Origin of the sequence: Shigella sp. FC1544 (genome assembly GCF_001722145.1) — a bacterium.
In the GTDB taxonomy this organism is placed as follows: Bacteria; Pseudomonadota; Gammaproteobacteria; order Enterobacterales; family Enterobacteriaceae; genus Escherichia; species Escherichia coli.
Window position 1 is genome coordinate 23033 of the sequence record NZ_MECT01000044.1, and the last position, 19323, is coordinate 42355.

Sequence of the window (19323 nt, forward strand, 5' to 3'; positions counted from 1 at the left end):
AATGATTCGCTTTGAACATGTCAGCAAGGCTTATCTCGGTGGGAGACAGGCGCTGCAGGGCGTTACGTTCCATATGCAGCCGGGTGAGATGGCGTTTCTGACCGGTCATTCCGGCGCAGGGAAAAGTACCCTCCTGAAGCTGATCTGTGGGATTGAGCGGCCCAGCGCCGGGAAAATCTGGTTTAGCGGCCATGACATCACGCGTCTGAAAAACCGTGAAGTTCCGTTTCTGCGCCGCCAGATTGGCATGATTTTCCAGGATCACCATCTACTGATGGACCGTACTGTCTACGATAACGTGGCGATCCCGCTGATTATCGCTGGTGCCAGCGGTGACGATATTCGTCGCCGGGTGTCGGCGGCACTGGATAAAGTCGGGCTATTGGACAAAGCGAAGAACTTCCCTATTCAGCTTTCCGGCGGTGAACAACAGCGTGTTGGCATTGCCCGCGCGGTGGTGAATAAGCCCGCGGTACTGCTGGCGGATGAACCGACCGGTAACCTAGACGACGCGTTGTCGGAAGGGATTCTACGTCTGTTTGAAGAGTTTAACCGCGTTGGGGTAACCGTATTGATGGCAACGCACGACATCAACCTGATTTCACGGCGTTCCTATCGCATGCTCACCCTGAGCGATGGTCACTTGCATGGAGGCGTGGGCCATGAATAAGCGCGATGCAATCAATCATATTCGGCAGTTTGGTGGGCGTCTGGATCGCTTCCGTAAATCGGTCGGCGGCTCAGGCGACGGCGGTCGTAACGCACCGAAACGCGTGAAATCCTCGCCAAAACCGGTAAATCGCAAAACCAACGTTTTCAACGAACAGGTGCGCTATGCCTTCCACGGCGCATTGCAGGATCTGAAAAGCAAACCGTTCGCCACGTTTTTAACGGTGATGGTTATCGCCATCTCCCTGACGCTGCCCAGCGTCTGTTATATGGTGTACAAAAACGTTAATCAGGCGGCGACGCAGTATTATCCGTCACCGCAAATCACTGTTTACTTGCAAAAAACGCTGGACGATGACGCCGCTGCGGGCGTGGTGGCACAGTTGCAGGCCGAGCAAGGCGTGGAGAAAGTGAACTATCTTTCTCGTGAAGACGCACTGGGCGAGTTCCGTAACTGGTCTGGTTTTGGTGGTGCGCTGGATATGCTGGAAGAAAACCCGCTTCCGGCAGTGGCGGTGGTGATCCCGAAACTCGATTTTCAGGGGACGGAATCACTCAATACGCTGCGTGATCGTATCACGCAGATTAACGGCATTGACGAAGTGCGGATGGATGACAGCTGGTTTGCCCGTCTGGCGGCGTTGACCGGGCTGGTCGGGCGCGTTTCGGCGATGATCGGCGTGTTGATGGTGGCGGCAGTGTTCCTCGTCATCGGCAACAGCGTACGTCTGAGCATCTTTGCTCGCCGTGACTCCATCAACGTGCAGAAACTGATTGGTGCGACGGATGGTTTCATCCTTCGCCCGTTCCTGTATGGTGGCGCACTGCTGGGATTTTCTGGCGCATTGTTGTCATTAATTTTGTCAGAAATTCTGGTGCTGCGATTGTCATCGGCGGTTGCGGAAGTGGCACAGGTTTTCGGAACGAATTTTGATATCAATGGTTTATCGTTCGATGAATGCCTGCTATTGCTGCTGGTATGCTCGATGATTGGCTGGGTGGCAGCGTGGCTTGCCACGGTACAACATTTACGCCACTTTACGCCTGAATAATAAAAGCGTGTTATACTCTTTCCCTGCAATGGGTTCCGTAGCAGGGAAAGAGATCCCGTTGTCTCTTCCCGGTATTTCATCTCTATGTCACATTTTGTGCGTAATTTATTCACAAGCTTGCATTGAACTTGTGGATAAAATCACGGTCTGATAAAACAGTGAATGATAACCTCGTTGCTCTTAAGCTCTGGCACAGTTGTTGCTACCACTGAAGCGCCAGAAGATATCGATTGAGAGGATTTGAATGACTGACAAAATGCAAAGTTTAGCTTTAGCCCCAGTTGGCAACCTGGATTCCTACATCCGGGCAGCTAACGCGTGGCCGATGTTGTCGGCTGACGAGGAGCGGGCGCTGGCTGAAAAGCTGCATTACCATGGCGATCTGGAAGCAGCTAAAACGCTGATCCTGTCTCACCTGCGGTTTGTTGTTCATATTGCTCGTAATTATGCGGGCTATGGCCTGCCACAGGCGGATTTGATTCAGGAAGGTAACATCGGCCTGATGAAAGCAGTGCGCCGTTTCAACCCGGAAGTGGGTGTGCGCCTGGTCTCCTTCGCCGTTCACTGGATCAAAGCAGAGATCCACGAATACGTTCTGCGTAACTGGCGTATCGTCAAAGTTGCGACCACCAAAGCGCAGCGCAAACTGTTCTTCAACCTGCGTAAAACTAAGCAGCGTCTGGGCTGGTTTAACCAGGATGAAGTCGAAATGGTGGCCCGTGAACTGGGCGTAACCAGCAAAGACGTTCGTGAGATGGAATCACGTATGGCGGCACAGGACATGACCTTTGACCTGTCTTCCGACGACGATTCCGACAGCCAGCCGATGGCACCGGTGCTCTATCTGCAGGATAAATCATCTAACTTTGCCGACGGCATCGAAGATGATAACTGGGAAGAGCAGGCGGCAAACCGTCTGACCGACGCGATGCAAGGTCTGGACGAACGCAGCCAGGACATCATCCGCGCGCGCTGGCTGGACGAAGACAACAAGTCCACGTTGCAGGAACTGGCTGACCGTTACGGTGTTTCCGCTGAACGTGTACGCCAGCTGGAAAAGAACGCGATGAAAAAACTGCGCGCTGCTATAGAAGCGTAATTTCCGCTATTAAGCAGAGAACCCTGGATGAGAGTCCGGGGTTTTTGTTTTTTGGGCCTCTACAATAATCAATTCCCCCTCCGGCAAAACGTCAATCCCCACGCAGATTGTTAATAAACTGTCAAAATAGCTATTCCAATATCATAAAAATGGGGTATGTTTTAGCAGAGTATGCTGCTAAAGCACGGGTAGTCATGCATAAAACGAAATAAAGTGCTGAATCACAACACCACAACACACGTAATAACCAGAAGAATGGGGATTCTCAGGATGAATATAAAGGGTAAAGCGTTACTGGCAGGATGTATCGCGCTGGCATTCAGCAATATGGCTCTGGCAGAAGATATTAAAGTCGCGGTCGTGGGCGCAATGTCCGGTCCGGTTGCGCAGTACGGTGACCAGGAGTTTACCGGCGCAGAGCAGGCGGTTGCGGATATCAACGCTAAAGGCGGCATTAAAGGCAACAAACTGCAAATCGTAAAATATGACGATGCCTGTGACCCGAAACAGGCGGTTGCGGTGGCGAACAAAGTCGTTAACGACGGCATTAAATATGTGATTGGTCACCTCTGTTCTTCATCAACGCAGCCTGCGTCTGATATCTACGAAGACGAAGGCATTTTAATGATCACCCCAGCGGCAACCGCGCCGGAGCTGACCGCCCGTGGCTATCAGCTGATCCTGCGCACCACCGGCCTGGACTCCGACCAGGGGCCAACGGCGGCGAAATATATTCTTGAGAAAGTGAAACCGCAGCGTATTGCTATCGTTCACGACAAACAGCAATACGGCGAAGGTCTGGCGCGAGCGGTGCAGGACGGCCTGAAGAAAGGCAATGCTAACGTGGTGTTCTTTGATGGTATCACCGCCGGGGAAAAAGATTTCTCAACGCTGGTGGCGCGTCTGAAAAAAGAGAATATCGACTTCGTTTACTACGGCGGTTATCACCCGGAAATGGGGCAAATCCTGCGTCAGGCACGCGCGGCAGGGCTGAAAACTCAGTTTATGGGGCCGGAAGGTGTGGCTAACGTTTCGCTGTCTAACATTGCGGGCGAATCAGCGGAAGGGCTGCTGGTGACCAAGCCGAAGAACTACGATCAGGTTCCGGCGAACAAACCCATTGTTGACGCCATCAAAGCGAAAAAACAGGACCCAAGCGGCGCATTCGTTTGGACCACCTACGCCGCGCTGCAATCTTTGCAGGCGGGCCTGAATCAGTCTGACGATCCGGCTGAGATCGCCAAATACCTGAAAGCGAACTCCGTGGATACCGTGATGGGTCCGCTGACGTGGGATGAGAAAGGTGATCTGAAAGGCTTTGAGTTCGGCGTATTTGACTGGCACGCCAACGGCACGGCGACCGATGCGAAGTAATCATTAATCGGCAACTTTGGGTTGCCGCCAAATTGCTAATATCGAGTACGTTGCTTCATGCCGGATGCGGCGTAAACGCCTTATCCGGCCTACAAGATCCAAAGAAATCAGTAAATTGCAACACACATTGTAGGCCTGATAAGCGTAGCGCATCAGGCAATTTCTCGTTGGTCATCACTTTTGAAATCAACTTGACGATTAATGCTTCTCCCAGCCGCCCTGTTGCGCCGTAAATCCCAGTGCCTGCATAAACGCCGTCATCACACCGCGATCTTCCACGCCTGCATCCGCCATCCACCAGCATGAAACGCCAGGATTGTTACGCAAAACCTCTTCCAGCAGATATTGCCCCACACCGCGACGTCGGGTGACTTCCCGCACACGCAGGGAATCCAGTGCTCCCTCGGTGCCGCTTAAGATTACCCGTACGGCAGCGAGCAGGCGCTCGTTAAAACGCGCGGCGTAGATACGGTGGTTATCGTCAACCTGTAAAGAGGAAGGGGAATACTCCGGCCAGATCTTTTGCAGGTCAATCCGGTCCTGGTCGCTAAAGTTTTCTAATCGAATGATGGTCAGCTTCATGGGTAACCCGTGTAAATCACAAAAGTGGAACCAGTGTAGCGAAATAATTTAATCGGAGGCTTTCTCTTTTTTATTTCTTTTGGCAGGTGATTAATTTTTTAACAGCAATAATTACAAAGTTAAAACATTAGAGAATGAAAAATACCCAGCATAATCCCCTGAATGGTAGTGAATTATTCCGCCCTTTGTGCCGTTATTTTATGCTGACAAAGGCACTTTTTTCTGTTTATCTATCAATAAATTCAGAATATTATCTGTTCTTAATCGACTGAAAGATAGGGATTTTAATCACTATTATCACAAAATACTGCGCTAAACCCTTAATCAGACAGGCAAAAACAGTGCAGTATAAAAAAAGAACAGTCTGATTTGTTAACACATAAAAACAAAGCAACACAACATCACGAATGGGGATTTTTGACTATGAAACGGAATGCGAAAACTATCATCGCAGGGATGATTGCACTGGCAATTTCACACACCGCTATGGCTGACGATATTAAAGTCGCCGTTGTCGGCGCGATGTCCGGCCCGATTGCCCAGTGGGGCGATATGGAATTTAACGGCGCGCGTCAGGCGATTAAAGACATTAATGCCAAAGGGGGAATTAAGGGCGACAAGCTGGTTGGCGTGGAATATGACGACGCCTGCGACCCGAAACAAGCCGTTGCGGTCGCCAACAAAATCGTTAATGACGGCATTAAATACGTTATTGGTCATCTGTGTTCTTCTTCTACCCAACCTGCATCAGATATCTACGAAGACGAAGGTATTCTGATGATCTCACCGGGAGCTACCAACCCGGAGCTGACCCAACGCGGTTATCAACACATTATGCGTACTGCCGGGCTGGACTCTTCCCAGGGGCCAACGGCGGCAAAATACATTCTTGAGACGGTGAAGCCCCAGCGCATCGCCATCATTCACGACAAACAACAGTATGGCGAAGGGCTGGCGCGTTCGGTGCAGGACGGGCTGAAAGCGGCTAACGCCAACGTCGTCTTCTTCGACGGTATTACCGCCGGGGAGAAAGATTTCTCCGCGCTGATCGCCCGCCTGAAAAAAGAAAACATCGACTTCGTTTACTACGGCGGTTACTACCCGGAAATGGGGCAGATGCTGCGCCAGGCCCGTTCCGTTGGCCTGAAAACTCAGTTTATGGGGCCGGAAGGTGTGGGTAACGCATCATTGTCGAATATTGCCGGTGATGCTGCCGAAGGCATGTTGGTCACTATGCCAAAACGCTATGACCAGGATCCGGCAAACCAGGGCATCGTTGATGCGCTGAAAGCAGACAAGAAAGATCCGTCCGGGCCTTATGTCTGGATCACCTACGCGGCGGTGCAATCTCTGGCGACTGCCCTTGAGCGTACTGGCAGCGATGAGCCGCTGGCGCTGGTGAAAGATTTAAAAGCTAACGGTGCAAACACCGTGATTGGGCCGCTGAACTGGGATGAAAAAGGCGATCTTAAGGGATTTGATTTTGGTGTCTTCCAGTGGCACGCCGACGGTTCATCCACGGCAGCCAAGTGATCATCCCACCGCCCGTAAAATGCGGGCGGGTTTAGAAAGGTTACCTTATGTCTGAGCAGTTTTTGTATTTCTTGCAGCAGATGTTTAACGGCGTCACGCTGGGCAGTACCTACGCGCTGATAGCCATCGGCTACACCATGGTTTACGGCATTATCGGCATGATCAACTTCGCCCACGGCGAGGTTTATATGATTGGCAGCTACGTCTCATTTATGATCATCGCCGCGCTGATGATGATGGGCATTGATACCGGCTGGCTGCTGGTGGCGGCGGGATTCGTCGGCGCAATCGTCATTGCCAGCGCCTACGGCTGGAGTATCGAACGGGTAGCCTATCGCCCGGTGCGTAACTCTAAGCGCCTGATTGCGCTCATCTCGGCAATCGGCATGTCCATCTTCCTGCAAAACTACGTTAGCCTGACTGAAGGTTCGCGTGACGTGGCGCTGCCCAGTCTGTTTAACGGTCAGTGGGTGGTGGGGCATAGCGAAAACTTCTCTGCCTCTATTACCACCATGCAGGCAGTGATCTGGATTGTTACTTTCCTCGCCATGCTGGCGCTGACGATTTTCATTCGTTATTCCCGTATGGGGCGCGCCTGCCGTGCCTGCGCGGAAGATCTGAAAATGGCGAGCCTGCTTGGCATCAACACCGACCGGGTGATTGCTTTGACCTTTGTTATTGGCGCGGCGATGGCGGCAGTGGCTGGCGTACTGCTCGGTCAGTTCTACGGCGTCATTAACCCCTATATCGGCTTTATGGCCGGGATGAAAGCCTTTACCGCTGCGGTGCTCGGTGGGATTGGCAGCATTCCAGGGGCGATGATTGGTGGGCTGATCCTGGGGATTGCGGAGGCGCTCTCTTCTGCCTATCTGAGTACGGAATATAAGGATGTGGTTTCATTTGCCCTGCTGATTCTGGTGCTGCTGGTGATGCCGACCGGTATTCTGGGTCGCCCGGAGGTAGAGAAAGTATGAAACCGATGCATATTGCAATGGCGCTGCTCTCTGCCGCGATGTTTTTTGTTCTGGCGGGCGTCTTTATGGGCGTGCAACTGGAGCTGGATGGCACCAAACTGGTGGTCGACACGGCTTCAGACATCCGTTGGCAGTGGGTGTTTATCGGCACGGCGGTGGTCTTTTTCTTCCAGCTTTTGCGACCGGCTTTCCAGAAAGGGCTAAAAAGCGTTTCCGGACCGAAGTTTATTCTGCCCGCGATTGATGGCTCCACGGTGAAGCAGAAACTGTTCCTCGTGGCGCTGTTGGTGCTTGCGGTGGCGTGGCCGTTTATGGTGTCACGTGGGACGGTGGATATCGCCACTCTGACCATGATCTACATTATCCTCGGTCTCGGGCTGAATGTGGTTGTTGGTCTTTCTGGTCTGCTGGTGCTGGGGTACGGCGGTTTTTACGCCATCGGCGCTTACACCTTTGCGCTGCTCAATCACTATTACGGCTTGGGCTTCTGGACTTGTCTGCCGATTGCCGGGTTAATGGCAGCGGCGGCGGGCTTCCTGCTCGGCTTTCCGGTGCTGCGTCTGCGCGGTGATTATCTGGCGATCGTTACCCTCGGCTTCGGCGAAATTGTGCGCATATTGCTGCTCAATAACACCGAAATTACCGGCGGCCCGAACGGAATCAGTCAGATCCCGAAACCGACTTTCTTCGGCCTTGAGTTCAGCCGTACAGCCCGTGAAGGCGGTTGGGACACGTTCAGTAATTTCTTTGGCCTGAAATACGATCCCTCCGATCGCGTCATCTTCCTGTATCTGGTGGCGTTGCTGCTGGTGGTGCTAAGCCTGTTTGTCATTAACCGCCTGCTGCGGATGCCGCTGGGGCGTGCGTGGGAAGCGTTGCGTGAAGATGAGATCGCCTGCCGTTCGCTGGGCTTAAGCCCGCGTCGTATCAAGCTGACCGCTTTTACCATCAGTGCCGCGTTTGCCGGTTTTGCCGGAACGCTGTTTGCTGCGCGCCAGGGCTTTGTCAGCCCGGAATCCTTCACCTTTGCTGAATCGGCGTTTGTACTGGCGATAGTGGTGCTCGGCGGTATGGGATCGCAGTTTGCGGTGATTCTGGCGGCAATTTTGCTGGTGGTGTCGCGCGAGTTGATGCGTGATTTCAACGAATACAGCATGTTAATGCTCGGTGGTTTGATGGTGCTGATGATGATCTGGCGTCCGCAGGGCTTGCTGCCCATGACGCGCCCGCAACTGAAGCTGAAAAACGGCGCAGCGAAAGGAGAGCAGGCATGAGTCAGCCATTATTATCTGTGAACGGCCTGATGATGCGCTTCGGCGGCCTGCTGGCGGTGAACAACGTCAATCTTGAACTGTACCCGCAGGAGATCGTCTCGTTAATCGGTCCTAACGGTGCCGGAAAAACCACAGTCTTTAACTGCCTGACCGGATTCTACAAACCCACTGGAGGCACCATTTTACTGCGCGATCAGCATCTGGAAGGTTTACCGGGGCAGCAAATTGCCCGCATGGGCGTGGTGCGTACCTTCCAGCATGTGCGTCTGTTCCGTGAAATGACGGTGATTGAAAACCTGCTGGTGGCGCAGCATCAGCAACTGAAAACCGGGCTGTTCTCTGGCCTGTTGAAAACGCCATCCTTCCGTCGCGCCCAGAGCGAAGCGCTCGATCGCGCCGCGACCTGGCTTGAGCGCATTGGTTTGCTGGAACACGCCAACCGTCAGGCGAGTAACCTGGCCTATGGTGACCAGCGCCGTCTTGAGATTGCCCGCTGCATGGTGACGCAGCCGGAGATTTTAATGCTCGACGAACCTGCGGCAGGTCTTAACCCGAAAGAGACGAAAGAGCTGGATGAGCTGATTGCCGAACTGCGCAATCATCACAACACCACTATCTTGTTGATTGAACACGATATGAAGCTGGTGATGGGAATTTCGGACCGAATTTACGTGGTCAATCAGGGGACGCCACTGGCAAACGGTACGCCGGAGCAAATCCGTAATAACCCGGACGTGATCCGTGCCTATTTAGGTGAGGCATAAGATGGAAAAAGTCATGTTGTCCTTTGACAAAGTCAGCGCCCACTACGGCAAAATCCAGGCGCTGCATGAGGTGAGCCTGCATATCAATCAGGGCGAGATTGTCACGCTGATTGGCGCGAACGGGGCGGGGAAAACCACCTTGCTCGGCACGTTATGCGGCGATCCGCGCGCCGCCAGCGGGCGAATTGTGTTTGATGATAAAGACATTACCGACTGGCAGACGGCGAAAATCATGCGCGAAGCGGTAGCGATTGTCCCGGAAGGGCGTCGCGTCTTCTCGCGGATGACGGTGGAAGAGAACCTGGCGATGGGCGGCTTTTTTGCCGAACGCGACCAGTTCCAGGAGCGCATAAAGTGGGTGTATGAACTGTTTCCACGTCTGCATGAGCGCCGTGTTCAGCGGGCAGGCACCATGTCCGGCGGTGAGCAACAAATGCTGGCGATTGGTCGCGCGCTGATGAGCAACCCGCGTTTGCTGCTACTTGATGAGCCATCGCTCGGTCTTGCGCCGATTATCATCCAGCAAATTTTCGACACCATCGAGCAGCTGCGCGAGCAGGGGATGACTATCTTCCTCGTCGAGCAGAACGCCAACCAGGCGCTAAAGCTGGCGGATCGCGGCTACGTGCTGGAAAACGGCCATGTGGTGCTCTCCGATACCGGCGACGCGCTGCTGGCGAACGAAGCAGTGAGAAGTGCGTATTTAGGCGGGTAATAACACGTTGATTGATAAGGAGTCAAAAGACTCCTTTGAGACAGGTGACAAATGTAAAATTGCCTGATGCGCTGCGCTTATCAGGCCTACTGGGTGAGTTGCAATATATTGAATTTGCACGATCTTGTAGGCCGGATAAGGCGTTTACGCCGCATCCGGCATGAAACGATGAGTAATCTGTAGAGTTTGATTCAGACCTTCTATTTTTCCGCTTATCCGTGCCCCATCTCCCATTTTCCCTCACCCACGCCGTCACCGCCTTGTCATCTTTCTGACACCTTACTATCTTACAAATGTAACAAAAAAGTTATTTTTCTGTAATTCGAGCATGTCATGTTACCCCGCGAGCATAAAACGCGTGAATTCGCGCATTCGGTACAACAAGAGAGATAAACGATGAAACCGTTACATTATACAGCTTCAGCACTGGCGCTCGGACTGGCGTTAATGGGGAATGCACAGGCAGTGACGACCATTCCGTTCTGGCATTCTATGGAAGGGGAACTGGGTAAAGAGGTGTATTCTCTGGCCCAACGTTTTAACGCCGAAAATCCGGATTACAAAATTGTACCGACCTATAAAGGCAACTACGAACAGAATTTAAGCGCGGGGATTGCCGCATTTCGTACCGGCAACGCTCCGGCTATTTTGCAGGTTTATGAAGTTGGCACCGCCACCATGATGGCATCGAAAGCCATTAAACCGGTAATATGACGTGTTTAAAGAGGCGGGGATTCAATTCGATGAGTCGCAGTTTGTGCCGACGGTTTCCGGTTACTACTCCGACAGCAAAACGGGCCACTTACTCTCCCAGCCATTCAACAGCTCGACTCCCGTTCTCTATTACAACAAAGACGCCTTCAAGAAAGCGGGGTTAGACCCGGCACAGCCGCCGAAAACCTGGCAGGATCTGGCGGACTATGCCGCGAAACTGAAAGCCTCCGGCATGAAGTGCGGCTACGCCAGCGGCTGGCAGGGCTGGATCCAACTGGAAAACTTTAGCGCTTGGAACGGTCTGCCGTTTGCCAGCAAAAACAACGGCTTTGACGGCACAGATGCGGTGCTGGAGTTCAACAAGCCGGAGCAGGTGAAACACATCGCCATGCTCGAGGAGATGAACAAGAAGGGCGACTTCAGCTACGTCGGTCGTAAGGATGAATCCACCGAGAAGTTCTATAACGGTGATTGCGCGATGACCACCGCCTCTTCCGGTTCTCTTGCCAACATTCGCGAGTACGCCAAATTTAACTACGGCGTAGGCATGATGCCTTACGACGCCGATGCGAAAGATGCGCCACAAAACGCCATTATCGGCGGAGCCAGCCTGTGGGTGATGCAGGGTAAAGATAAAGAAACGTATACCGGTGTGGCGAAGTTCCTCGATTTCCTCGCGAAGCCAGAAAACGCTGCCGAGTGGCATCAGAAAACCGGTTATCTGCCAATCACCAAAGCAGCGTATGACCTGACCCGTGAGCAGGGCTTTTATGAGAAAAACCCAGGGGCGGATACCGCGACGCGTCAGATGCTGAATAAGCCGCCGTTGCCGTTCACCAAAGGGCTGCGTCTGGGCAACATGCCGCAGATCCGCGTGATTGTGGATGAAGAGCTGGAGAGCGTGTGGACCGGTAAGAAGACACCACAGCAGGCACTGGATACCGCCGTTGAGCGTGGGAACCAGTTACTGCGCCGCTTTGAGAAATCGACGAAGTCTTAATCAGTGTAATGTCGGATGCGTTTCGCTTATCTGACCTGGCATCGCGTGTAGGCCGGATAAGCGAAGCGCATCCGGCACAGTTCAGGAATTAACCGTAATGTCATCATCCCGTCCGGTGTTCCGCTCGCGCTGGCTGCCTTATCTGCTGGTCGCGCCGCAGCTCATCATCACCGTTATCTTTTTTATCTGGCCTGCGGGCGAAGCGTTGTGGTACTCGCTGCAAAGCGTCGATCCGTTTGGTTTCTCCAGCCAGTTTGTCGGTCTGGATAACTTCGTCACGCTGTTCCATGACAGCTACTATCTAGACTCCTTCTGGACGACGATAAAATTCAGCACCTTTGTCACCGTCAGCGGTTTGCTGGTATCGCTGTTCTTTGCGGCGCTGGTGGAGTACATCGTGCGCGGCAGCCGTTTCTATCAAACCTTGATGCTGCTGCCGTATGCCGTGGCTCCCGCCGTTGCCGCCGTATTGTGGATCTTCCTGTTTAACCCCGGTCGCGGGCTGATCACCCATTTTCTCGCTGAGTTCGGCTACGACTGGAACCACGCGCAAAACAGCGGTCAGGCAATGTTTCTGGTGGTGTTTGCCTCGGTGTGGAAGCAAATCAGCTACAACTTTCTGTTCTTCTATGCCGCGCTGCACTCCATTCCCCGTTCGTTGATCGAAGCCGCAGCCATCGACGGTGCAGGGCCGATTCGCCGCTTCTTTAAGATTGCGCTGCCGCTTATCGCCCCGGTGAGTTTCTTCCTGCTGGTAGTGAACCTGGTGTATGCCTTCTTCGACACCTTCCCGGTGATCGACGCCGCCACGTCCGGCGGGCCGGTTCAGGCCACCACGACGCTGATTTATAAGATCTACCGCGAAGGTTTTACCGGACTGGATCTGGCTTCGTCTGCCGCACAGTCGGTGGTGTTGATGTTCCTCGTCATCGTGCTGACGGTGGTGCAGTTCCGCTATGTTGAAAGCAAGGTGCGTTACCAATGATTGAGAACCGTCCGTGGCTGACGATATTCAGCCATACCATGCTGATCCTCGGGATCGCGGTGATCCTCTTCCCGCTGTACGTGGCGTTTGTCGCGGCGACGCTGGATAAACAGGCCGTCTATGCCGCGCCGATGACGCTCATCCCCGGCACACATCTGCTGGAAAATATCCACAACATCTGGGTTAACGGGGTAGGTACGAATAGCGCGCCGTTCTGGCGGATGTTGCTTAACAGCTTTGTGATGGCGTTCAGCATTACGCTCGGCAAAATTACCGTCTCGATGCTCTCGGCATTTGCCATTGTCTGGTTTCGTTTTCCGCTACGTAACCTCTTCTTCTGGATGATTTTTATCACCCTGATGCTGCCGGTTGAAGTACGTATCTTCCCGACGGTGGAAGTCATCGCCAACCTGAAGATGCTCGACAGCTACGCCGGTTTAACGCTGCCGCTGATGGCCTCGGCGACCGCCACGTTTCTGTTTCGCCAGTTCTTTATGACGCTGCCGGATGAACTGGTGGAAGCGGCGTGGATCGACGGCGCATCGCCAATGCGCTTCTTTTGCGACATCGTTTTTCCGCTCTCCAAAACTAATCTGGCGGCGCTGTTTGTGATCACCTTTATTTACGGCTGGAACCAGTATTTGTGGCCGTTGTTGATTATTACCGACGTGGATCTCGGCACCACCGTGGCAGGGATCAAAGGGATGATCGCCACTGGCGAAGGCACCACGGAATGGAACTCAGTGATGGCGGCGATGTTGTTAACCCTGATCCCACCAGTAGTGATTGTTTTAGTGATGCAGCGTGCCTTCGTGCGCGGCCTGGTCGATAGTGAGAAATAAGATGGCAGGACTGAAATTACAGGCAGTAACCAAAAGCTGGGATGGCAAAACCCAGGTCATTAAACCGCTGACCCTTGATGTGGCTGATGGCGAATTTATCGTGATGGTCGGGCCGTCTGGCTGCGGGAAATCGACGCTGCTGCGTATGGTTGCCGGGCTGGAGCGGGTGACCGAAGGCGATATCTGGATCAACGACCAGCGCGTGACTGAAATGGAGCCGAAAGATCGCGGGATTGCGATGGTGTTCCAGAACTACGCGCTTTATCCGCATATGAGCGTCGAAGAAAACATGGCGTGGGGGCTTAAAATTCGCGGCATGGGCAAGCAGCAAATTGCCGAGCGCGTTAAAGAAGCGGCGCGCATTCTGGAGCTGGACGGTCTGCTCAAACGTCGCCCGCGTGAGCTATCCGGCGGTCAGCGTCAGCGTGTAGCGATGGGCCGCGCGATTGTGCGCGATCCGGCGGTGTTCCTGTTTGATGAGCCGCTCTCTAACCTCGATGCCAAGCTGCGCGTGCAGATGCGTCTTGAACTGCAACAGTTGCACCGTCGCCTGAAAACGACTTCACTCTACGTTACTCACGATCAGGTTGAAGCGATGACGCTCGCCCAGCGAGTAATGGTGATGAACGGCGGCGTTGCCGAACAGATTGGCACACCAGTTGAAGTCTACGAAAAGCCCGCCAGCCTGTTTGTAGCGAGTTTTATCGGCAGTCCGGCGATGAACCTGCTGACAGGCCGCGTGAATAACGAAGGCACGCATTTCGAACTGGACGGCGGTATTGAGCTGCCGCTAAACGGTGGCTACCGTCAGTATGCCGGGCGTAAAATGACTCTCGGCATTCGCCCGGAACATATTGTGTTAAGCTCGCAGGCAGAAGGCGGCGTACCGCTGGTGATGGACACGCTGGAGATCCTCGGCGCAGATAACCTGGCGCACGGACGCTGGGGCGAGCAGAAGCTGGTGGTGCGACTGGCGCATCAGGAGCGCCCGACGGCAGGCAGCACGCTGTGGCTGCATCTGGCGGAAAATCAGCTGCATCTTTTTGATGGTGAAACAGGACAACGAGTATGAGTAACTGGCCTTATCCCCGCATCGTCGCTCATCGTGGCGGCGGTAAGCTGGCCCCGGAAAACACCCTGGCGGCAATCGACGTCGGGGCAAAATACGGTCATAAGATGATCGAATTTGACGCGAAGTTATCGAAAGATGGCGAGATCTTCCTGCTCCATGACGACAATCTCGAACGCACCAGCAACGGCTGGGGCGTCGCGGGTGAACTGAACTGGCAGGATTTACTGCGCGTGGATGCGGGCAGTTGGTACAGCAAAGCGTTTAAAGGTGAGCCGCTGCCGTTGCTTTCGCAGGTGGCGGAACGCTGTCGCGAACACGGGATGATGGCGAATATCGAAATCAAACCCACCACTGGCACTGGACCATTAACGGGCAAAATGGTGGCGCTGGCGGCACGCCAACTGTGGGCCGGTATGACGCCGCCGCTGCTGTCATCGTTTGAGATTGATGCTTTAGAAGCTGCACAGCTGGCGGCACCGGAACTGCCGCGTGGTTTATTGCTTGATGAGTGGCGCGACGACTGGCGCGAACTGACCGCGCGGCTGGGCTGCGTCTCTATTCATCTCAATCATAAGTTACTCGATAAAGCGCGAGTGATGCAGTTGAAAGACGCCGGATTACGGATTCTGGTTTATACCGTCAATAAACCCCAGCGCGCGGCAGAGTTGCTGCGCTGGGGCGTGGATTGCATCTGTACCGATGCGATTGACGTGATTGGTCCGAACTTTACGGCCCAATAGTTTTCAACGGAATGTCAGGCTGCGGCTTGCTGGGCTGATTCAGCATGTCGCCGTTTCTCCTCTCCGGCAGCATATGCTGCTGATTCAACGAACTATCCGGATTACGGTTGCTGTTTAACATCCCGCCGTTGGTGTTGGGCAGCATTTGCTGCCGGGCGGGATTTCGCTCCCCCGGCTGTGACTGCAACACCCGCTGAGAATTATTGTTTATCTGGTTTTCTAAATGCTGCTGTTGCAACTGAGTTTGCGTTTTCAGTTGCTGATTCAGCATCCCTTTTTGCTGGATTTGCTGAGTTTGCATCTGGGTTTGCATCCGCTGCTGGCTGGGTATCTGATACCCCGGCTGGTTAGGGTTGTTCAGAGTATTAATGGGCTGTGCAAAGCCGACAAACGGCAGGAGTGCCGTAAGAATCAGAAGTCGTTTCATCGCGTATCCTCCTCTGAAGATATCCTTTAAGTTTACTCGCTTCCCGACAAAACGATGATTAATTCAGAGTTATATACCAGGCTTAGCTGGGGTTGCCCCTTAATCTCTGGAGAATAACGATGATAAAACCGACGTTTTTACGCCGGGTAGCCATTGCTGCTCTGCTCTCAGGAAGTTGTTTTAGCGCCGTCGCCGCGCCTCCTGTTTCTTACGGCGTGGAGGAAGATATCTTCCATCCGGTACGCGCGAAACAGGGGATGGTGGCGTCTGTCGATGCCACTGCCACCCAAGTGGGGGTAGATATTCTAAAGGAGGGCGGGAATGCCGTTGATGCCGCCGTGGCGGTGGGCTACGCGCTGGCGGTAACGCATCCGCAGGCAGGGAATCTGGGCGGTGGTGGTTTTATGCTGATCCACTCGAAAAATGGCAATACCACCGCTATCGATTTCCGCGAGATGGCACCCGCTAAAGCGACCCGCGATATGTTCCTTGATGACCAGGGCAACCCGGACAGCAAAAAATCACTCACTTCGCATCTAGCTTCCGGCACGCCCGGTACGGTCGCTGGTTTCTCGCTGGCGTTGGATAAGTACGGCACTATGCCGTTGAACAAAGTGGTGCAGCCCGCGTTCAAACTGGCACGCGATGGTTTTATCGTTAACGATGCTTTGGCAGACGATCTCAAAACCTACGGTAGCGAAGTGTTGCCGAATCACGAAAACAGCAAAGCTATCTTCTGGAAAGAGGGCGAACCGCTGAAAAAGGGCGACAAGCTGGTGCAGGCGAACCTGGCAAAGAGCCTGGAGATGATTGCCGAAAACGGCCCGGACGAATTCTATAAAGGCACGATAGCGGAACAGATTGCCCAGGAGATGCAGAAAAACGGTGGCTTGATCACTAAAGAAGATTTAGCGGCGTATAAAGCGGTCGAACGCACACCGATAAGTGGCGATTATCGCGGGTATCAGGTTTACTCCATGCCACCGCCATCCTCCGGCGGGATCCATATCGTACAAATCCTCAATATTCTGGAAAACTTCGATATGAAGAAATACGGCTTTGGCAGCGCCGATGCGATGCAAATCATGGCAGAAGCGGAGAAATACGCCTACGCCGACCGCTCGGAATATCTTGGCGACCCGGATTTTGTCAAAGTACCGTGGCAGGCGCTGACCAATAAAGCCTATGCCAAATCTATTGCCGATCAAATTGATATCAATAAAGCGAAGCCATCCAGCGAAATTCGCCCCGGCAAGCTTGCGCCTTATGAGAGCAATCAAACTACCCATTACTCAGTGGTGGATAAAGATGGTAACGCGGTGGCGGTGACCTATACGCTGAACACCACCTTCGGTACGGGCATTGTCGCGGGCGAGAGCGGTATTCTGCTTAATAATCAGATGGATGATTTCTCCGCTAAACCGGGCGTACCGAACGTTTACGGGCTGGTGGGCGGTGATGCCAACGCCGTCGGGCCGAATAAACGTCCGCTGTCGTCAATGTCACCAACGATTGTGGTGAAAGACGGTAAAACCTGGCTGGTCACCGGTAGCCCTGGCGGGAGCCGGATCATCACTACAGTGCTGCAAATGGTGGTGAATAGCATCGATTATGGCATGAACGTCGCCGAAGCGACCAATGCGCCGCGTTTCCACCATCAGTGGTTGCCGGACGAGCTGCGTGTCGAAAAAGGGTTTAGCCCGGATACGCTCAAGCTGCTGGAAGCAAAAGGTCAGAAAGTGGCGCTGAAAGAGGCGATGGGCAGTACACAAAGCATTATGGTTGGGCCGGACGGTGAGTTGTACGGCGCATCCGACCCGCGCTCGGTGGATGATTTAACGGCGGGGTACTAAGGTTAGCGGCCCTCTTCGTGGGAAGAGGGCTATTTTGTCAGGGCAAGCCGAAGGTAGCCTTTTTTATTTCGTAATCCTGTAGATATTCTTCCAGCGGCTTTGCCGTTCCCAGAGAATGAATTTCACCACTGTCTTTATCAATAATAAAAGGTGCGTTACCAGCTAAGCGCGCGGCCTCATCTCCAGTTTCGAGAAATTCTCGTGCTTCGAAACAGAAATACCAGCCCTGGCTAAAGCGTCCATGTAGAGTAATGACGACCGGGAGATCTGCATCATCAAGGTAATGGTTCGCTTTCGCGAATGCGTCGTGATAAGTAATCATAATTATAATAAATATTATTGTTGAGTGTTATATTATTATTCCTGTGTGATACATTGAGCAAAGACGCGTTCATCTTCGTCAAAGATATTATTAAATGCTGGTTTTGAAAAAAGTTCATCGGATAAGATATAGTCACGAAATAAGTATCTGCTAATATTTTATGATTTCTTTTTCAGAACGTCGAACGGGATTTTCTTATTTAAGATATCAGAATCTTATGATTCGGGTAAAATTCTAAATAAATCAACATGTCATTAAAATCATCATAGCCATTAGCTATTTCGGCTAAAATAGAGACTACATGTCTTCGGTCCATCTCACTTAAGGAGTGTAGTTCCGTTGTAAGTTTTTCCATAGCTTGCACTGCTAAATTTCGAACAAGGAATTTTCTGCTGGTAATCTCTAAAAAGATGGCATGGTTTACAATGATTTTTGTTTCCTTTTGATTATTATGAACAACTGTCCATGATTTCGTTTAAGAATGAAGAGAAATCACTAAACGAACTGAATATATTTTCTGTGCCAATATTATCTCTAATTTCAAAAAAGTTACTTTTAATGTCATAAGTAAATATTGAAATGCTATCATCCCCGATCACTAACCGTTCTTGTAGATCAGGGTTTATGAAATCATCATTATTTCTATAAAATTCATTTACGGCAAAAAGGTTTTTAACTGAAGGTTCTGGAATCGAGAGGCTAAATAATCGTAATCCATTAACTTCGAATCCATCCATTGCTCTTAAAAAAGTAAGATAATCAGGTTGATTCTTAAAAAGAATACTAACTTCATTACATAACTTCTCCAGGCAATTAGTTGAATTAGAATTAAATTCTATTTGGATTATACTTTCAATAAATGATTCCTTGAGCGGTGCTTCAAATGGATAGTCTAAATCATTCATCATTTTTATTAATTTATTTATTTGGGTTTTAGTCATCATTTTGTGTGGTCCATAATATTTTTATATGAACGCATCCCGTTTGCAAGGCATCCATTGTTTTGACATGACGGGTAGGTTGCAGCTTTATATCCGGCTTTATTGCAGCCGTAACGCTGCGAGCCCCTATGTAATTCGCCGACTCACCCCTTATTTTCACGGCGGACTTCAAGCCCAAAATACTGTTCAGGTTTAGTGAGTCACGGTCTTACCTGTCTTTGTCATCACTCTGGCCGCCATAGCAACCTTTCAGCATTCACCCTTTTGTTAAGAGTTCATTGTTTAATGGTATCAGCGATTAATATGGTCTGATACTGACGTGGTTCCTGTCATACTTACGGTCATGGGCGGTTATCGCCCATACTGTTCGTGCCAGCTTGTTTGCCATGGC

The 19323-nt window shown here is 52.2% G+C and carries 19 protein-coding genes and 1 pseudogene; 15 read left to right on the top strand and 5 right to left on the bottom strand.

The window, feature by feature from the left end; translation table 11 throughout:
- The first annotated feature begins 1 nt into the window (after position 1).
- From ftsE to livJ, 4 genes are all read left to right on the top strand, one after another.
- Positions 2–670, top strand: coding sequence for a cell division ATP-binding protein FtsE (gene ftsE, locus BGK49_RS03635; RefSeq protein WP_000617723.1), 669 nt, complete (start codon positions 2–4; stop codon positions 668–670).
- Positions 663–1721 (top strand): permease-like cell division protein FtsX, encoded by a 1059-nt coding sequence (ftsX, locus tag BGK49_RS03640; protein WP_001042015.1) that lies wholly within the window; start codon positions 663–665, stop codon positions 1719–1721. Before ftsE ends, ftsX begins: the two co-directional genes overlap by 8 nt.
- A 244-nt stretch (positions 1722–1965) precedes the next feature.
- Positions 1966–2820, top strand: a complete 855-nt coding sequence (rpoH, locus tag BGK49_RS03645; protein ID WP_000130217.1) for an RNA polymerase sigma factor RpoH — start codon at positions 1966–1968, stop codon at positions 2818–2820.
- Between the two features lie 270 nt (positions 2821–3090).
- Complete coding sequence (gene livJ / locus BGK49_RS03650) at positions 3091–4194, top strand: branched chain amino acid ABC transporter substrate-binding protein LivJ (RefSeq protein WP_001021996.1); 1104 nt, start codon at positions 3091–3093, stop codon at positions 4192–4194.
- A 198-nt stretch (positions 4195–4392) separates the two neighbouring features.
- Here the strand turns inward: livJ and panM are convergent, their stop codons facing one another.
- Positions 4393–4776: an aspartate 1-decarboxylase autocleavage activator PanM gene (panM, locus tag BGK49_RS03660; RefSeq protein ID WP_000778779.1), complete on the bottom strand. Its 384-nt coding sequence runs from the start codon at positions 4774–4776 to the stop codon at positions 4393–4395.
- A 423-nt stretch (positions 4777–5199) separates the two neighbouring features.
- Here panM and livK point away from each other — a divergent pair, with 423 nt between their 5' ends.
- The 10 genes and pseudogenes from livK to ugpQ all read left to right on the top strand — a co-directional run bounded on the left by livK (position 5200) and on the right by ugpQ (position 15389).
- A complete protein-coding gene (gene livK, locus BGK49_RS03665; RefSeq protein WP_000827696.1) occupies positions 5200–6309 on the top strand; it encodes a high-affinity branched-chain amino acid ABC transporter substrate-binding protein LivK in 1110 nt (369 codons plus the stop codon).
- A gap of 47 nt (positions 6310–6356) precedes the next feature.
- Complete coding sequence (gene livH / locus BGK49_RS03670) at positions 6357–7283, top strand: high-affinity branched-chain amino acid ABC transporter permease LivH (protein ID WP_001295111.1); 927 nt, start codon at positions 6357–6359, stop codon at positions 7281–7283.
- Positions 7280–8557, top strand: a complete 1278-nt coding sequence (gene livM, locus BGK49_RS03675; RefSeq protein ID WP_000803797.1) for a branched chain amino acid ABC transporter permease LivM — start codon at positions 7280–7282, stop codon at positions 8555–8557. The genes livH and livM overlap by 4 nt, the downstream gene beginning before the upstream one ends.
- Positions 8554–9321, top strand: a complete 768-nt coding sequence (gene livG / locus BGK49_RS03680; RefSeq protein ID WP_000082101.1) for a high-affinity branched-chain amino acid ABC transporter ATP-binding protein LivG — start codon at positions 8554–8556, stop codon at positions 9319–9321. The genes livM and livG overlap by 4 nt, the downstream gene beginning before the upstream one ends.
- A gap of 1 nt (position 9322) precedes the next feature.
- The gene (livF, locus tag BGK49_RS03685) at positions 9323–10036 is read left to right on the top strand and encodes a high-affinity branched-chain amino acid ABC transporter ATP-binding protein LivF (RefSeq protein ID WP_000416883.1); all 714 of its coding nucleotides are present in this window, start codon (positions 9323–9325) and stop codon (positions 10034–10036) included.
- A gap of 396 nt (positions 10037–10432) precedes the next feature.
- A pseudogene (gene ugpB / locus BGK49_RS03695) lies at positions 10433–11750 on the top strand (sn-glycerol-3-phosphate ABC transporter substrate-binding protein UgpB).
- A 97-nt stretch (positions 11751–11847) separates the two neighbouring features.
- Positions 11848–12735 (top strand): sn-glycerol-3-phosphate ABC transporter permease UgpA, encoded by an 888-nt coding sequence (gene ugpA / locus BGK49_RS03700; protein WP_000099285.1) that lies wholly within the window; start codon positions 11848–11850, stop codon positions 12733–12735.
- Positions 12732–13577 (top strand): sn-glycerol-3-phosphate ABC transporter permease UgpE, encoded by an 846-nt coding sequence (gene ugpE / locus BGK49_RS03705; RefSeq protein ID WP_000572168.1) that lies wholly within the window; start codon positions 12732–12734, stop codon positions 13575–13577. Before ugpA ends, ugpE begins: the two co-directional genes overlap by 4 nt.
- A 1-nt stretch (position 13578) precedes the next feature.
- Entirely contained in the window at positions 13579–14649 is a 1071-nt protein-coding gene (gene ugpC, locus BGK49_RS03710; protein ID WP_000907794.1) for a sn-glycerol 3-phosphate ABC transporter ATP binding protein UgpC, read from the top strand.
- Positions 14646–15389 carry a glycerophosphodiester phosphodiesterase gene (gene ugpQ / locus BGK49_RS03715; RefSeq protein ID WP_000073588.1) on the top strand — a complete coding sequence of 248 codons (744 nt, stop codon included), beginning with the start codon at positions 14646–14648 and terminating at the stop codon, positions 15387–15389. The genes ugpC and ugpQ overlap by 4 nt, the downstream gene beginning before the upstream one ends.
- On the opposite strand, the gene BGK49_RS03720 is transcribed toward ugpQ, so the two are convergent.
- A complete protein-coding gene (locus BGK49_RS03720; RefSeq protein ID WP_000825995.1) occupies positions 15376–15816 on the bottom strand; it encodes a DUF2756 family protein in 441 nt (146 codons plus the stop codon). The two genes, ugpQ and BGK49_RS03720, sit on opposite strands and share 14 nt — an antisense overlap.
- Before the next feature lie 119 nt (positions 15817–15935).
- On the opposite strand from BGK49_RS03720, the gene ggt reads away from it, so the two are divergent.
- Positions 15936–17669, top strand: a complete 1734-nt coding sequence (gene ggt, locus BGK49_RS03725; RefSeq protein ID WP_000595118.1) for a gamma-glutamyltransferase — start codon at positions 15936–15938, stop codon at positions 17667–17669.
- Positions 17670–17706: 37 nt separating this feature from the next.
- Here ggt and BGK49_RS03730 read toward each other — a convergent pair whose 3' ends face one another.
- From BGK49_RS03730 to yrhA, 3 genes are all read right to left on the bottom strand, one after another.
- Positions 17707–17991 (bottom strand): YrhB family protein, encoded by a 285-nt coding sequence (locus tag BGK49_RS03730; protein ID WP_000634159.1) that lies wholly within the window; start codon positions 17989–17991, stop codon positions 17707–17709.
- Positions 17992–18190: 199 nt separating this feature from the next.
- Positions 18191–18346 (bottom strand): protein YrhD, encoded by a 156-nt coding sequence (yrhD, locus tag BGK49_RS28985; protein WP_001307436.1) that lies wholly within the window; start codon positions 18344–18346, stop codon positions 18191–18193.
- 94 nt (positions 18347–18440) lie between these two features.
- Positions 18441–18935, bottom strand: a complete 495-nt coding sequence (gene yrhA / locus BGK49_RS03735) for a protein YrhA (protein WP_000988496.1) — start codon at positions 18933–18935, stop codon at positions 18441–18443.
- Positions 18936–19323 lie beyond the last annotated feature (388 nt).